This window comes from Caldovatus sediminis (assembly GCF_014644455.1).
GTDB classification, from domain to species: Bacteria; Pseudomonadota; Alphaproteobacteria; order Acetobacterales; family Acetobacteraceae; genus Caldovatus; species Caldovatus sediminis.
Map to the genome: position 1 here is coordinate 163686 of NZ_BMKS01000007.1, position 16013 is coordinate 179698.

Below are 16013 nucleotides of genomic sequence, written 5' to 3' on the forward strand. Positions count from 1 at the left end.
CGGGCTCCGCCCGGACCGACGGCCGCCGCGGCCGCGCCGCTCGGCGCGCTCATGCGTCGGGCTCCGCGAGGTCGATCAGCCGCCGCGCCAGCACCACGTCCGCGGCGATCCGCTCCCGCCGCGCGGCGGCTTCGGCGTCCACGCCCCAGAAGGACTCCTGGAAGGTCTCGTCGAGCGTGGCGAGGCGGAACGCCTCCGCCGCATCGAGCCGCCGCAGCGCCAGCGCCAGGCCGAGCACCAGGCTGCCCAGCGCCGGCACCGCGATGCCGAGCGCGGCGAGTGCGAGCGGCGTGCGCGCCGCCACCGCGCCGTGCAGCGCGGTGAGCGCCGACGGGTCCTGCGCCACCGGCATCACGCCGCAGGTCACCCGCAGCGGCGCGTCGAGGTGCAGCGCCGCCCAGTCGAGCAGCGGCTGCCACTCCGTCGCCTGGCGCTCGGCCAGGCGCCGGTCGTCGGCGCGGTAGCAGAGCAGGTCCGTCTCCGCGTACTTCGCGAGCGCGGCGACGGTGGGCGCGGGGTCGGGCGCGATCCGTTCCAGGGCGGTGCCGACGAGGCGGGTGAGGGGCAGGGCCTCCGGCCGCATCTCCCCGCCCTGCCGGTTGCCGGCGGCGTCCCATTCGGCGGCGAGGGCGTCGGCGAGCGGGCGCTGCGCGACGCGGATCGGCGCGCCCCCGGGCAGGCGCACCGGCCGGCCGTCGAGCAGCACGGTGTATCCCCCCTCGGGCAAGGGTCCCACGGTGGCGCTGGTCCAGAATCGCTTCATCGTCACTCCCGGCCCGCGCGCCGCCACCGGGCGGGGCGGCCGCGCGGCGCCTCATCGTTCGATCCGCCCGGCGCATGCGCGGTGCGGGCGTGGCCCGTCATGTCGGACTTCGCGTGCGCGCCTGCCATCCCCGGAGATCACCGCCGGAGCAACCCCCGCAGCAGATCCTGCACCGGCGCGCCGCCCGGGAGGCCGGGGATCTGGGGCGGCGTCGCGGGGGCCGGCGCGGGCGGCCGGGGAGTGGCGGCCCCTGCCGCGTCGTCCCGCGCCGCCGCCGGCGGCTGCGGTCCGGGCTTGCCGCCCCGCGCGACGGCGAGCTGGGAGGCGCAGTCCGGCAGCGTCGCCGGCCCCTGGGGACCCGCGCCGGCCGCGCCAAGGGCGCCGGCCAGCGCCCGCAGCGTGCGATCGGGCGTGGCCTGCAGCGACAGGAAGGCCTCGAGCCCGCCCGCCACCGCGCCGGCCGGATCCACGCCGAAGCGCGGGTTGGCGAGCGTGCCGCCGACATTGACGGGCGCGCGCAGCGCGATGCCGGCCGCGCGGATGTCCGCCAGCAGGCGCAATGCCAGCGACTCGTCGCCGAGGTTCACGGCGCCGCCGCCGCCGAGCCGGCCGATCGTCGTCTCGAGCAGCATCGCCTGGCTGCGCAGCACGCCCTCCTCCTCGGTCACGAGGCGCAGCGCGAGGCAGGGCACCGCGATGCGCTGCGGCAGCGCCGGCAGGGGCATGTTGTTCCGGCGTAGCGGCGCCAGCACCGGCTCGAGCAGTCCCGACTCCATCTCGCCCTGCACCGCCGCGATGCCAAGGCTGCCCTGCAGGCTTGCCGCCAGGGCGCGGGTGTCCCGCCCGCGGCCGCGCAGGTCGGCCTCGACCCAGAGCCGGCCGGCGCCGCGCGGCGGCTGCCCGGCGGAAGCGAGCAGCCCGGCGAGGTCGAGGTCCGGCGCCTCGGCGGCGAGGGTGACCGCCGGCGGGTCCTGACGCCCGTCCACGCCGAGGGTCAGGGCGAGCGGGCCGCCCGCCGGCCGGCCAGCGGCCGCGGGCGTGGCGCCGGCGCGCAGCACGGCGCGCCCTCGCCCCGCCTCCAGCGCGAGGCGCGCCTCGACCTGGCGCCAGACGGCGCCGTGCGCGTCCGAGAGCGCGGCGACGGTCCAGCCGAGATCGGCATCGAACATCCCGAGCGCGGCGACCGGCAACGGGATCTCCGGAATCGCCGGCTGCCGCGCCGCGGCATCGCCGGGCGCCGCCGGCGCCGATGCCGCTGCTCCGGGCGCGGCGGGCGGAGGGAGGAGCGCGCCGAGCCGCACCTCGCGCGAACTCAGCCTGCCGGTCAGCGAATCGCGCATGCCGATGGCGTAGGTGACCTCCCCCGCCAGGTCGCCGGCCGAGGAGTCGAGGCGCAGTTCCCGCAGCACGGCGCCGCCGGCGAAGCCGGCGCCGCGCTCGGCCAGCCGTGCCGACAGCGCGAGGTCACGGAGCGGCGGCAGGGCGGCGGCCTGCGGCCCGCCCGCACCGAGCAGCGGGGCGAGCGCGCGGAGATCCGGGACGCGCCCCGCCACCGCGAGGTCCACGCCCGTCATCCGCCGGGGATCGGCGATCGTGCCCCGCACCGTGCCGGTCGCGGTGCCGGCGCCGAGCGCGATCTCGACGGGGAAGGGGGCGCCGCCCCGCAGCAGGGCGTCCGGCGCGCCGAGCGTGCCCTCCATCCGCAGCGGCAGCCCGCCGAGCGTCGCCTCCGCCACCGCCCGCATGGGCTGGTCGGGCGCCGCGACGGCGAGGTCGAGGCGGTCCAGCATCAGCCCCTCGCGCAGCGCGCCGAGGTCGCTGCGCCCGGCGCGCAGCCGGAGGTCGGCGAAGGCGACCGGCCATGCGGCGCCGGGCTCCGGCTGCGCGAACGTGCCGCTCGCCGCCACCCGGTTCAGCGGCGGCAGGGGCACGTCGGGCAGCAGGGGCGCGAGGCGGGCGAGCTCCGCCACCTCGGCCTCCACGCGGAGGCGCCATCCTCCGGGCTGCGCCCGGCCGGCGAGCGCGCCCTCGGCGGACAGGCGCAGCAGCCCCTCGGCGTCCAGCGAGACCCGCAGCGGCCAGGGGCGGTCGCGGCCGGCGAGATCGGCGAGAGGGCCGGTCTCGGCGCGCAGCGCGAAGGGCACGCCCGCGTGGCGCAGGGTGCCCTCCAGCCGGACCGGCCCGTCCGCCGGTGCCGTGGCCTCGAGGCGGGAAATTTCCAGCACCTGCGCCGTCCCTTCGACGCCGGCGGGGCGCCAGGTCACGCGCCCGTTCTCGACGGTCAGCGCGTCCACGACCAGGCCGAGCCGGTCCTCGGCCGCACGCGCCGCCTCGGCGGGACCGGTCGCGGCGTCGGCCGTCCGCGGCCGGTCAGGCGCCGTCGGGGGGGTGAAGAGCCAGTTCGGCCGCCCCTCCGGGTCGGTCTCGAGGACCAGGTCGGGCTCGAGCAGGACTAGCCGCCGGACCTGGACCTCGCCCGCGAGCAGCGGCAGCACCGCGAGGCGCATCTCCAGCCGGCGCAGGGTGAGCATCTCCGGCCGGCTGGTCCCCGGGGGATTGGCGAGCGCCACCTGCTCGAGCGTGATGGCCGGGGCCAGTCCGAGCTCGACCGAGACCGGCCCGGCCAGGGTCAGGGCGCGGCCGGTGGCCGATTCCAACGCGGCGGCGACGCGCGGCTTCCAGGCCTCGGGGTCGAAGGTGGCAAGGAAGATGCCGAGCGCCACGACGGGCAGCAGCAGCAGCACGGCGAGCGCGAGGAGCGACCAGCGCAGCAGGCGGCTCCGGCGGCGGGCTCGGGGGGGGACGGGTGCGGGCGGGGCGGGCATGGGGCGGGTTCCTCGCCGGGACGACGCGCGGTCGGATGGAGCGGGGAGACGCGGGGAGGGCCGGGCTCGCGACCGGCCGTCAGCGGGGCGTGCGGCGCGGCGGCGGCGCGCGCGGACGGTCGAAGCCGAGGAAGGCGAAGGTCTGCTCCATGTGGGGGGGCAGCGGCGCCGCGACCTCCAGCATGCCGCCCTCGGGATGCGGCAGGCGCAGCGCGCGGGCGTGGAGGTGCAGGAGCGGCGGCAGCCCCTCGATCTGTGCCGCGGCGCCGCCGTACTTGCCGTCGCCCAGGATCGGGGTACCGAGGCCGCGGGCGCAGTGCACGCGCAGCTGGTGGGTACGGCCGGTGAGCGGCCTGAGCTCCAGCCACGCTGCGCGGCGCTGCGCCGCGTCGAGGACGCGATAGTCGGTGATCGCGCGGGTGCCGCCCTCGGCGGGGGTGGTGCGCTCGCCACGGGGGCCGGGCTGCTTGGCGAGCGGCAGGTCGATCCGGCCGGACTCCGGCGAGGGGCGGCCGACGACCACGGCCCAGTAGGTCTTCTCCGCGTCGCGCCCGCGGAACGCGGCGGCGAGCTTCGACGCCGCAGCCGCGCCGCGGGCGAGCAGCAGCACGCCCGAGGTGTCGCGGTCGAGCCGGTGCACGAGCCGCGGGCGCTCCGCGTGGCCGAAGCGCAGCGCGCCGAGCATGGCGTCGAGGTGGCGCGTCAGGCCGGGACCGCCCTGCACCGCGAGGCCGTAGGGCTTGTTCAGCGCGATCACGCTGTCGTCGCGGTAGAGGACCATCCGCTCCAGCAGGCGGGCGTCCTCGGGCGAGACCGGGCGTGGCGCGCCGCGCTGCGCCTCCGTCGGCGGCCCCTCCGGCAGCGGGGGGATGCGGATCTGCTGGCCTGGGCGCAGGCGTGTGCTCGCCTCCGCGCGCCTGCCGTCCACGCGGACCTGGCCGGTGCGCAGCATCTTCTGCAGCGCGCCCTGGGTGAGCCGCGGGAAATGCCGGCGGAACCAGCGGTCGAGCCGGATGTCCGCCTCCTCGGGCGCGACGCTGCGGTGCCGGATCGTGGCGGCGGTCGAGGCGGTGGTGGCGGTGCTCATCGGATCGGCGGGGCGGCTGTCCATGTGGCGGTGGCCGCCGCGCCATACCAGCCCGTCCGCCCGCGGGGGAGCGCCGCTGGGCCGGCTCAGGCGTCCGCGCCCGCGGCGGCGGGGGCGCTCATCCGCACGACACGGCTGGCGCGGTCGGCGGGGAAGCCGCCGCGGCGAGCGTGCTTGGGTACCGGCTCCTCGCTGGCGGGGCTGTCCCCGCAATAGACTTGGTCGCCCGTGACGGAGCTCTCGAGCCGCCGGACTCGGGGCCCATGGCGCATGGCACGTCGCACGGGCCGCGCGCCGCGCCCTGGATCTCGCTCTCGGGCGGCGGGCCGACGCCCGGCCTCTCCCGCTCGATGATCCTCTCCCGCTCGATGATGGATCCGGCATGGCCGTTCCTCCGCCCGCTTCTTCGCCCCTGCGCAGGCCCCGATGCCGGCCGCGCATCCGGCGCCGCGACGGTCCGAACGGATGTCCGGCAGCGGGCCGGAACCCTGCCGGTGATGTCGGGAGCAGGCGGCACGCCGCTGCGTCGCGCCACCGGGAGGGGCCGGGTGGGGCCTTGCCTCACTGATGCGGCCCCGGGGGGCCTCTCCCGGCGTGCCGCCCGTGCGTGCCGCTACGCCGAGGCCCGGGCGACTGCCCCGGCGGTCGTCGCGGCTTCCTGCGGAGGTGGAGTCACCGCTCCCTCCATGCCTGAACGGCACGCCCGGCGGGCGGGACGCCCCGCCCCACGGACGCTCCATTCAAGAAGGGGGCACCGGGCCCGTGTCAAGGGCGGCGCGCGCACCAACGCGTGCGCCCGGGCTGTCGGTCCGGTCCGCGTCGCGGCCGGTCCGGCTAGAGCCTCGGATTGAGCACGAGGCGGCGCTGGCCGAGTTCGGCCTGATCGAAGCTGACGATCTGGCCGGCGCGGTTGCGCACCTCGCAGAAGTCCGGACGGTAGTCGAGCACCGGCATCACGGTCTGGACGTGCAGCCGCTCATAGGCGGTCGGCATGCGGTCGAGCACGACGCGAACGGCGGAGGCGCGAGCCGCGTTCACGCCGGTGGTGAACATGGCGTAACGGATCGGGAAGGTCACCTCGGCCCCGCGCCCGTCGGTGAGGTTGTGGTGGATGACGGCGCGCATGTTGTCGTGCGAGTTGGAGGCGCGGAACATCAGCGCGTAGGCGTCGTGCCCGGCCGGGCTGTTGAGCGCGGCCATGGTGAACTGGAAGACGTCGAGGGTGCGGACGAAGGCGGTGAGGAAGATCGCCTCGTGCTGGCGGCGTCGGGCGGCCGCGTCGTCCGGGTGGAGATCGGCGTACTCCTCGCGCGCGGCGAGCTCGTCGGCGTAGCGCTGGCGCAGCTCCTCGTTGCTCAGCCGCTCGTGGCGGGTGAGCGGGTGGCCCACCTGGCCGCCGCTCCGCGGATAGGTCGAGGCGCGGCCCTCGGAGGCGCGCACGATGCGCTCAACCTGCTCGAGCGTGAAGGGGGGTGGCATGGGCCGGCCGCCTCGGTCGGTCTGGTGCGGAACGGCGCCATTCTGTCGCGGAGCGGCGGCGCGCGGCAACCGGCACGGGTCGCCACGGCGACGGCGCTCCATCCGCACCGCGGCGCCCTCCGCGAGACGTGTCCGCGCGCAATGCGCGCGTCGCTTGCGGGAGCGGCCGCCCGCCCCCCAGATGCCGCCCGCCCCCTGGACCGGGCGCAACCCGTTGGCATCGGCGCCGTTCCCCATTGACATGGGATGAGCTCGCTGCGGATCCGCAAGGTTCTGGCGCCGACGCTGGCGCCGCCCCGCTCTGTCCGGGAGAAGGGCGGTGACGGCACCGGGCCGGCCACCCCTCTGGCGCGTCGTCTCCTCCTGCTCGTCGCCGCGGTGGCCCTCCCGCTCCTCGGCCTCGCGGCCTGGACGGTCTGGAGCGCGCAGGAGGGCATCCGCGCGCGCGCCGAACGGGCGCTCCTCGACCGGGTCCGCACCGTCGCGCTGGCGTTCGAGCGCGACTTCGACCGTGCCTGGACCCTTCTCGACGCGCTCGCCAGGTCGGGGGCGCTCGCGCGCGGCGACCTCGACGGCTTCGAGCGGGAGATGCGCGCGGCCTCGGCCGTGTTCGACGGGGTGCCGGTCACCCTCGTCGCGGCCGACGGCACGATCGCCCTCAGCACGCTCTGGCCGCTCGGCGGGCGCCGGTTCGGGATCCGCGCCTCGGACGCCGCCCGGCGGGCGATGGCGGAGGGCCGCGCGGAGGTGACCGACCTGTTCCAGGCGCCCGTCAGCGGACTGCCGAGCGTCGGCGTCCTGGTGCCGGTGCTCGCCCTCGACGCGGAGTCGGCCGGCGGCGAAGGCGGGCGCCGGGTCGTCGCCGGGGCCGTCGGCCTCAGCTTCCCGCGCGATCGGGTGGCCGCGACGCTGCGCGCCGCCGCGGGCCTCTCCGAGGCGGACGCGCGCGCGGGGCGGGTCGCCGCGGTCCTCGACCGGAGCGGCGTCTCGGTCGCCCGCACCGGCGCCGAGGAGGGCATCGTCGGCCATCCGGCGCGGCCGGAGGTGATGGCGCGGCTGGCGCCGCGCGACGAGGCGATCCTCGGCGGCCTCGCGACGCTCGACGGGGTGCCGGCGATCACGGCCTTCGTGCGCGGGCCGCGCAGCGGCTACCACTTCATCCTGACGGTGCCGGAGGCGGAGTTCGCGACGCCGCTGCACGCCGGCATCGTGCGGACGGCGGGTCTCGGCGCGCTGGTGCTGGCCGCCGGTCTCGGCCTCGCGGCATGGATCGCGCGCCGCACCGTTCTCGCCTTCCGCGCCGCCGCCGCCGCGGCCGGGGAGGGCCCGGCCGCGGCGCCGGCGACGGGGCTGCGCGAGGCCGACGAGCTGGCGCGCGCCCTGCGCGCGGCGCTCGACGAGCGCCGGCGCGCCGAGGCCGCGCTGGCCGAGAGCGAGGCGCGGCTGCGCGCCGTGTTCGACAGCGGGCTGCTCGGCCTCGCCATCTTCGACGCGACGACGGGCCGCACGCTGGCGGCGAACGACTGCGCCCTGCGGCTGATGGACTGCACGGGCGAGGAGTTCCTGAGCGGCGCGCGGGACTGGCGCGCCGCCACGCCGCCCGGGCACCGGCACCTCGACGAGCGCGCCATCCGTCAGATCCGGGAGACCGGCCGGGCCGACCCGTTCGAGAAGGAGTTCCTGCGCAAGGACGGCACGCGCGTGCCGGTGCGGCTGACCGCCGCGCCGCTGCCGGGCCAGGCGGGGCGCGTGGTGGTGGGCATCGAGGACCTGAGCGCCCGGCGCGAGGCGGACGCCGCACTGCGGGAAAGCGAGGCGCGGTTCCGCCTCGTCGCCGAGAGCGCTCCGGTCATGCTCTGGATGGGGGACCGCGAGGGCGGATGCGTCTACCTCAACCGCGCGCTGCGGGCGTTCTGGGGCGTCGCGCCGGACGCGATGGCCGGCTTCGACTGGAGCGCGACTCTCCACCCTGAGGATCGCGACGCCCTGCTCGCGCCGTTCAGCCGCGCCATGCAGGCGCGGACCGGCTTCACGGTCGAGGCGCGCTTCCGCCGGGCCGACGGCGAGTACCGCGTCCTCCGCGCCGAGGCGCGGCCCCGGTTCGGGCCGGGCGGCGAGTTCCTGGGCATGATCGGGGTGAACGTCGACGTCACCGAGACGCGCCGGGCCGAGGCCGCGCTGCGCGAGGGCCAGGCGCGGCTGCGCGACCTGCTCGCGACGCTCGACCTGACGACGGTGATGGCGCGCGACCTCGACGGCACGGTGCGTTTCTGGTCGGCGGGCTGCGAGCGGCTCTACGGCTGGACGGCGGCGGAGGCGGCGGGGCGGGAGGCGCACGCGCTGCTGGAGACACGCTTTCCGATGCCGCTGCCGGAGATCGAGGCGGCGCTGCTGCGCGACGGCGAGTGGCGGGGCGACCTGCGCCAGCGGCGGCGCGACGGGTCGGAGGTGGTGGTCTCGACCCACAAGTCGCTGCGCCGCGACGCCGGGGGGCGGCCGGTCGCGGTGGCGGAGAGCCTGACCGACGTGACGGCGCTCCGCCGCGCCGAGGAGCAGCAGGCGCTGCTCGCGCGCGAGCTGGACCACCGGGCGAAGAATGCGCTCGCCGTGGTGCAGGCGGCCGTCCGGCTGACGCCCAAGGACGATCCGGCGGCCTTCGCGCGCGCGGTGGAGGGCCGCGTCGCGGCGCTCGCGCGCGCCCACACCATGCTGGCGGAAGGGCAGTGGCGCGGCGCTGCGCTGCGGCCGCTGATCGAGGCGGAGCTCGCGGCGTTCCTGCCGGGCGAGACCGTCGTCTCCGACAGGTCGGCGCCGCCGCGCGTGGAGGTCGCGGGCCCCGACCTGGCGCTGGCGCCCGTCGCGATGCAGGCGCTCTCCATGGCGGTGCACGAGCTGGCGACGAACGCGGTGAAGTACGGCGGCCTCAGCGCGTCCGGCGGCCGTGTCCGCGTCTCCTGGCACGTGGATGGCGCGGCCGGCCTGCTCCGGCTGCGCTGGGAGGAGGCCGGCGGGCCGCCGATCGCCGGCCCGCCGGCGCGGCGCGGCTTCGGCTCGCGGGTGCTGGAGGCAACGGTGCGCGACCAGCTCGGCGGCCAGGTCGAGCGGCTCTGGGGGCCGAGCGGGCTGGTCTGCGAGATCGCGATCCCGGTCGAGCGGACGGTCGTCGCCGTCGCCGGCCGGAGGCCGGGCCCCGCCGCGGCGGGCTGAGCGCGGGGCGGGGCGGGCGATGCCGGGCGGCGCGGCGCGACGGCCGCCGGACTCGCGCGCGTCGCGGCGCGGCGGCTAGGTGTGGGCGATGATGCGCCGTGGTCCCCGTCTTGCGCTCGCGCTCGCGCTGCTGGCGGTTGCCGTCGGCGTCCTGCTCCGGCTCGATCCGCATCGTGAGCGGCCGGCGCCGACCGGACCGCGCCCTCCGCCGGTCGCCACGGGCCTGCTCGAGGGCAGGGCGCGGGTCGTCGACGGCGATACGATCGAGGTCGCGGGCCGGCGCGTCCGGCTGCACGGGATCGACGCTCCCGAGCGCGACCAAGCCTGCGAGCGAGGCGGGCGGCGCTATGCCTGCGGGGAGGAGGCGGCGCGGGCGCTGGCGGAACTGGTGGCGGGGCGCCACGTGCGTTGCGCGGGCCGCGGCGAGGACCAGTACGGGCGTGTCATCGCCGTCTGCCGGGCGAACGGCACGGACCTCGGCGAGGCGATGGTGCGCGCCGGCTGGGCCGTCGCGTTCCGTCGCTACGCGGAGGATTACGTCGATGCAGAGGCCGCCGCCCGCCGTGCCGGCGCGGGGCTCTGGGCGGGCCGGTTCGAGGCGCCGGAGGATTGGCGGCGGCAACGGCCGGCCGGACGGTAGGGGCGAACCGCCATCCGCCGCGGCGGGCGGCGCGGCAGCACCGTCACGCGCCCGGGATGCCCGCCGCTGCGGGGGCGGGCGCGACTCCGCCCTCCGGGCACGCCGCCTTCCGGATGGGGAGACGTACGTCCTTCGGCGGGGATGCCCGCCGTTCGTGGAGGGGAAGGCATCGTCCTCCTCCAACGGATAGCCTGCTTTCGACGCGCTCTCCCCCGCGCGGCCGACGACCGATGCAACGTTTCGGCCGCCGGATGCCGCGCGTACCTTACCTGCGCAGCACCAATGCCGTCGCGGGAAGGACAGGGCATGCCCGATCGCGTCCGTCTCAGCTCCGGATCGCCTGCGCCCTTCGCGCCGCCGCCCTGGCAGGCGCCGATGGACCTCGCGAAGTTCGGCCCGGACCTGCTGTGGGCCTGCACCGCCTGGTCCATGCCCGAGTTCCGCTGGGTGCCGGAGGCCGGGGGCGGGCCCCTTACCGTCACCGTCTTCGGCAGCGCGGATGCCGTCGGCGTCGACACCTTCGCCAGCGCGGAGGTCTCCGCCACCCTGATCGCGCGCGGCGCGGTGAGTCTCGCCTTCGGCACGGCGAGCTTCGTCGCCTGCGCCACCTCGCCGCTCGGCGGGCCGGCCTTCGCCGCGGCGACGAGCGGGGTCAGCGCCAGCGCCGACATCCTCGTCACCCTCACCGAGACGACGTCGGGCAGCGGCGAGGCGGACGGCCTGAGCTGGTGGTACGAGGCGAGCCGGACGACGTTCTTCGCGTTCGACGTCATGGGCCTCGCGCCGCTCGGCGGGCCGATCGGGCTGGCCGCGACGACCAGCGCGACGATCGACGGGCCCTTGCGCATCGGCGGCAACCTGGCCGTCTTCGACGTCGAGAGCACGGTCTGGGGCGATCACACCCGCAACGAGGTGAGCGTCCAGGCGCTGGCGCTCGAGGACGCGTACTCCGGCGTGCTCGTCGTGGTGCAGGTGGCCACCGCCGACGATCCGTGGGGCACCGGGCACCTCTTCGTGCGCGGCACCGCGAAGGGCGAGCGCATAGTCGCCGGGGCGGGCGACGACTGGGTGTTCGGCCTGGCGGGCCACGACACCCTCCTGCTCGGCGAGGGCGACAACGCCGGGTTCGGCGGCGCGGGCAACGACCGGATCACCGCCGGGGCGGGCGACGACTGGCTGTTCGGCGGCGCCGGCAACGACCTGCTCGAGCTCGGCGACGGCACCAACATCGGCTTCGGCGGCGCCGGCAACGACACGATCCGGGGCGGCGGCGGGAACGATGCGATCTACGGCGGCCGCGGCAACGACGTCATCGACGGCGGCGGCGGCAACAACACCTTCCTGCTCGGCGCGTGCGGGTTCCTCGGCGACGGGAACGACCGGTTCGTCGCCGGTGGCGGCGCCGACTGGTACCTGCTCGCCGGCGGCCCCTTCGGCTGCGACACGATCGGAGGATTCACGGCGAGCCAGGGCGATCGGCTGGTCGCCTTCGCCGGCGACTGGGACACCGAGGCGGGGCTGCGCGCGCTCAACGGGACCTTCGTCCTCCTCTTCCGCTCGCCGACCGATGCCGACGATCTGATCGTCGCCTTCGCGATCTCGCCGACGCCGTCGGTCCTCGTGCTGGACGAGTTCTTCCGGCTGAACCCCGAGTACGCGGCGGCGCCGCGCCACGGCATCCTCAGCGACGACGAGGCGCTGCCGATCCTGCGCGGCATCTTCGTCGACGGCGACACCAGCCCCGAGGTCGCCATCCGGGCCGAGCCGTTCCGGCTCGGCGAGGCCCTAGGCCTTCTCGGCTAGGGCCTGGCGTCGCGCCAGCCGCGCGTGCGACGGCGGCGCCGCCGATCCCCGCGCCCCGCCCATCGGAGAAGGGACGAAGGGCGGTGCGACGCGAGGGAGTCCCGTGCCGGCTATGCTTTCAGAGCCGGGCGTGCGCGGACGGTGTAGGGCGGCGTCACCGATCCGGGCAGTCCGCCCGGAGGGAGGGGGTCCGCCGCCTGCACCATTCCGTTCCCGTCTCGCGGGTCGGTAGCATCATCAGAAAGGGACTCACGAGCGCAGGCCAGGGCCATGTCAGTCACCGTCACCTCGAACGTCAGCATGGAGACCGCCGTCGTCGGGACGTCCGAGGGGACGATCACCGAGGCGGAGATCTACACGCTTGACCTAGCCTTCGCCCTCTGCGCGGATGGCGGGGACGGCGGCATGGCGCTGCTGGTCGGCGGCGATGCGATCGCCCTCGGCGAGAACACCCTCGCCGCGGCCGGCGTCACCGTCGTGCTGACCGACGGCGGCAGCGCCACCGAGGGCTACGCCACTGCCGGCTTCGATGCGGTCGCGGTGTCGGAGGGGGGCGGCATGGCCTTCGCCTCGACGGTCGCCTTCGCGGAGGTGTCGGGCGACGCGGACCGCAGCTTCACCATGTCCCACGGCACGACCTGGACGTTGGTGGCGGACGGCACCACCGCGACCTCGTCGAGCACGCTGTCCACGACCTACGCGCTCGACGTCGCTCTCTCCGGATGCTGGGCCGGCGGCGACGCCGGGGCGGCGTACGATCCGCTGCCGCCGCCGGAGGCGTTCGATCCCCTGCCGCTCGGCGGGAACGACGGGTGCGGCGGCGACCCCTATGCGTCGCTCGACGGCAACGTGGCGTATTTCGGGGTGTATGCGGTGGCGTACGGCGACAACACCGCGCTCCAGGTCGACGCGCTCGCCTTCGTGCTCGAGGACCAGCTCTCGAACGTCACCGTGGTCGTGGCTGCCGCCGTCTACTGATGAGCCCCGGCGGACGGGCCGGGCGCGCAGGGGGTGTCCCGTGGCCATCGCGCCGTCCGCCTCCATCCCGCGCCTGCGCGCGCGCATGCGGCCCCGGCCTGATGCCCGAAGGCGTAATACGGAGAGCGAATGCAGAAGTGGCGATGCCGGACCGCCACGTCGTCTGGTCTTCCGCACTACAGGCCTGGCGCCGATTCTCTCCTTCCTTCGTCGATTACATCGGATGCTCCTTTGACCCCATCGCGGCCGGAAATCTAGCGTGACCGCGTCGGCATCGTGCCGGCGGCAGCAACGAGCGGAGGCATGACGGTCATGTGGGATTACAATTTCGAAGTCGAAAAGGAGATCGACGTCAAGGTCGACTACGAAGTTGACCTGGAGATCTCGACGGATCCGAAGCTCGACAGCTGGGTCGACGTGGACCACTACTACGACGTCGACGTCGACATCAAGGGCAACGACGCCACCTGGAACATCGACATCGAGGCGCTTGGCGACAACACCTCGGTCCAGCTCAACCTGTTCGTGCTGGTCACCGACTACATGTCGAGCATCATCACGACGGGTTACGCCGCCGTCGACTGATCCGCCGATCCCGGACCCGCGCACCGGGAGGGGCCCGCGGCGCCGCCGCGGGTCTGGAGGGGCTCCAGGCCACGGCCCGGGGCCCCTCCCGCATGCGCGGATCGCGCCGCGCGGGGGCGGCGCACGCAGCGGCGCGCGCCGCCTCTCGGCGACCGGCCGCAGCCGTTGGGGGGATCGACGAAGGGGCGATGCCCGCGGACCATCGTCGCATTCCCGCTAAGCCCAAAGGCGACCCGCCGTGTGCGCCGTTGGTGCAAGACTCGGCGCGCCCATACCCTCAGCGGCACACGGGCGGTCGTGCTGGGGCGGCCGCGGCGGAAAGGTCGCAGCGATGGCCAGGCTCAACAGGATCATCGGGGGTCCGGGGCGCGACAGCCTGACGGGGACAAGCGGGGACGACTTCATCGACGGCGGCGCCGGCAACGACATGCTGGTCGGCGGCGGGGGCAACGACGTGCTGCGCGGCGGCCCCGGCGCGGATTCCCTCGTCGGCGGCAACGGCATCGACACCGCGGACTACACCACCTCGCCCGCCGGGGTGACGATCGCACTGAACCAGAACCCGAACCTGACCACGCGCGGCTTCGGCGGCGACGCGACCGGGGACACCCTGGCCGGGATCGAGAACCTGACCGGCTCCCACTCCAACGACATGCTCACCGGCAACGGCCTGGCCAACCGGCTGATCGGCAACCTCGGCAACGACACGCTGCGCGGCATGGACGGCGACGACGTGCTGTTCGGCGACACCGTGGCGGACCTCGACGACGACGGCGAACCCGACGACGCGGACGGCGACGGCGTCCCGGACGGCGTCCATGGCCCGGCCGGCGGCGCCGACCTGCTGGACGGCGGCATGGGCAACGACACGCTCTTCGGGGGCGGAGGCAACGACACGCTGCTCGGCGGCTTCGGCGATGACGTGCTCCGCGGCGGCCACGGCGCCGACCTGCTGCACGGCGGCGACGGCAACGACTGGATGGACGGCGGCGAGGGAAACGACACCCTCGTCGGCGGCTTCGGCAGCAACACGATGATGGGCGGCGCGGGGGATGACGAGATCGTCGCCTCGATCGGCGACGACCTGATCTCCGGCGGCGACGGCAACGACTGGGTCTCGGCCGGCGTCGGCAACGACACGGTGCGCGGCGGCGCCGGCGACGACACCATCCTGGGCGGGTCCGGCGCGGACGAGCTGTACGGCGGCGACGGCGACGACTGGCTCAACGGCGGCGAGGGTCCCGACCTGATCGACGGCGGGGAGGGGAGCGACACGGCGGACTACTCGACCGCGGGCAGCCCGGTCCTCGTCGACATGCAGAACGGCGTGACCGGGGGCGCCGCCGCGGGTGATACGCTGGTCGGCATCGAGAACCTGGTCGGGTCCGCCGGCGACGACATTCTGATCGGCGACGCCGCGGACAACCGGCTGGAGGGCGGTCCCGGCGACGACACCATCTCGGGCGAGGGCGGCGACGACACGCTGGTCGGCGGAGCGGGCGCGGACCTGCTGATCGGCCAGTCCGGGCTCGATACCGCGGACTACTCGGCATCGCCCGCCGCGGCGACGGTCCAGCTCAACGGCACCGCCGCCGATCCGACCATCGCCGGCACCGGCCTCGGCGGCGACGCGGAGGGCGACACCCTGATCCTGATCGAGCGGATCATCGGTTCCGCCTTCGACGACGTGCTGATCGGCAGCGAGCTGTCCGACACGCTCATGGGCGGTTCGGGCGCCGACACGATCGACGGCCGGGGCGGCATCGACACGGCGGAATACTCCTCCTCCTCCGCGGGGGTCTGGGTGACGCTCGACGCGAGCGGGACGACGATCGGCGTCGGCGGCGATGCGGAGGGCGATCACATCTCGAACATCGAGAACCTGATCGGCTCCGATCACAACGACACCCTGTTCGGCAGCGCCGTGGCGAACCGCCTCGACGGCGGCGCCGGCGACGACCTGCTGCGCGGCGGGCCGGGCGCCGACACGCTGATCGGCGGCGACGGTATCGACACCGCCGACTACTCCGCCGCGGCGAGCGCCGTCGCGGTGCTCGCCACCACCACCCCGGGCGTGCTGGCCGGCACGGTGGGCGATGCCGCCGGCGACATCCTGGTCGAGGTGGAGAACCTGATCGGCTCGGCCTTCAACGACACCCTGGCCGGGACCGCCGGCGCCAACCTGCTGATCGGCGGCGCCGGCAACGACACGCTCTCCGGCGGCGACGGCAACGACACGCTGGTCGGCGGCGCCGGGGCCGACAGCCTGATCGGCGGCAACGGCATCGACACCGCGGACTACTCCACCTCGCCGGGCGGCGTCGTCGCCGTGATCGGCGGCGTCGTCACGTCGGGTCAGCCGGCCAACAGCCACGCCGCCGGCGACACGATCACGAGCTCGATCGAGAACCTGATCGGCTCGGCCTTCGACGACACGCTGGTCGGCAGCGCCAACGGCGGCTCGGTCGCGAACCGGCTCGTCGGCGGCGGGGGCAACGACCTGCTGATCGGCAACGACGGCAACGACACGCTCGACGGCGGCGACGGCAACGACACGCTGGTCGGCGGCCTCGGCGCCGACCTGCTGCTCGGCGGCAACGGCAACGACACCGCGGACTATTCCGCCGCGGCGAGCGCCGTCGCGGT

General features: G+C 75.9%; 10 protein-coding genes. 6 read left to right on the forward strand and 4 right to left on the reverse strand.

Annotated elements, in window-relative coordinates:
• Positions 1–49: 49 nt before the first annotated feature.
• The 4 genes from IEX99_RS13345 to IEX99_RS13360 all read right to left on the reverse strand — a co-directional run bounded on the left by IEX99_RS13345 (position 50) and on the right by IEX99_RS13360 (position 6154).
• Positions 50–763: an ATP12 family chaperone protein gene (locus IEX99_RS13345; RefSeq protein WP_188901028.1), complete on the reverse strand. Its 714-nt coding sequence runs from the start codon at positions 761–763 to the stop codon at positions 50–52.
• Between the two features lie 137 nt (positions 764–900).
• The gene (locus tag IEX99_RS13350; protein WP_188901030.1) at positions 901–3588 is read right to left on the reverse strand and encodes an AsmA family protein; all 2688 of its coding nucleotides are present in this window, start codon (positions 3586–3588) and stop codon (positions 901–903) included.
• 79 nt (positions 3589–3667) lie between these two features.
• A complete protein-coding gene (locus IEX99_RS13355; RefSeq protein ID WP_373285198.1) occupies positions 3668–4699 on the reverse strand; it encodes an RluA family pseudouridine synthase in 1032 nt (343 codons plus the stop codon).
• 810 nt (positions 4700–5509) lie between these two features.
• Positions 5510–6154 carry a hypothetical protein gene (locus IEX99_RS13360; protein WP_188901031.1) on the reverse strand — a complete coding sequence of 215 codons (645 nt, stop codon included), beginning with the start codon at positions 6152–6154 and terminating at the stop codon, positions 5510–5512.
• Between the two features lie 246 nt (positions 6155–6400).
• Between IEX99_RS13360 and IEX99_RS13365 the strand changes: the two genes are divergently transcribed.
• The 6 genes from IEX99_RS13365 to IEX99_RS13390 all read left to right on the forward strand — a co-directional run.
• Positions 6401–9361, forward strand: a complete 2961-nt coding sequence (locus IEX99_RS13365; protein WP_188901033.1) for a PAS domain S-box protein — start codon at positions 6401–6403, stop codon at positions 9359–9361.
• 88 nt (positions 9362–9449) lie between these two features.
• Positions 9450–10001 carry a thermonuclease family protein gene (locus IEX99_RS13370; RefSeq protein ID WP_229678016.1) on the forward strand — a complete coding sequence of 184 codons (552 nt, stop codon included), beginning with the start codon at positions 9450–9452 and terminating at the stop codon, positions 9999–10001.
• A 306-nt stretch (positions 10002–10307) separates the two neighbouring features.
• Positions 10308–11804, forward strand: coding sequence for a calcium-binding protein (locus IEX99_RS13375; RefSeq protein ID WP_188901037.1), 1497 nt, complete (start codon positions 10308–10310; stop codon positions 11802–11804).
• A 270-nt stretch (positions 11805–12074) separates the two neighbouring features.
• A complete protein-coding gene (locus IEX99_RS13380) occupies positions 12075–12782 on the forward strand; it encodes a hypothetical protein (RefSeq protein WP_188901039.1) in 708 nt (235 codons plus the stop codon).
• Positions 12783–13085: 303 nt separating this feature from the next.
• Positions 13086–13367: a hypothetical protein gene (locus IEX99_RS13385; RefSeq protein WP_188901041.1), complete on the forward strand. Its 282-nt coding sequence runs from the start codon at positions 13086–13088 to the stop codon at positions 13365–13367.
• A 331-nt stretch (positions 13368–13698) separates the two neighbouring features.
• Positions 13699–16013: calcium-binding protein (locus IEX99_RS13390; protein WP_188901043.1), on the forward strand; the 2315-nt coding region annotated here is incomplete at its 3' end.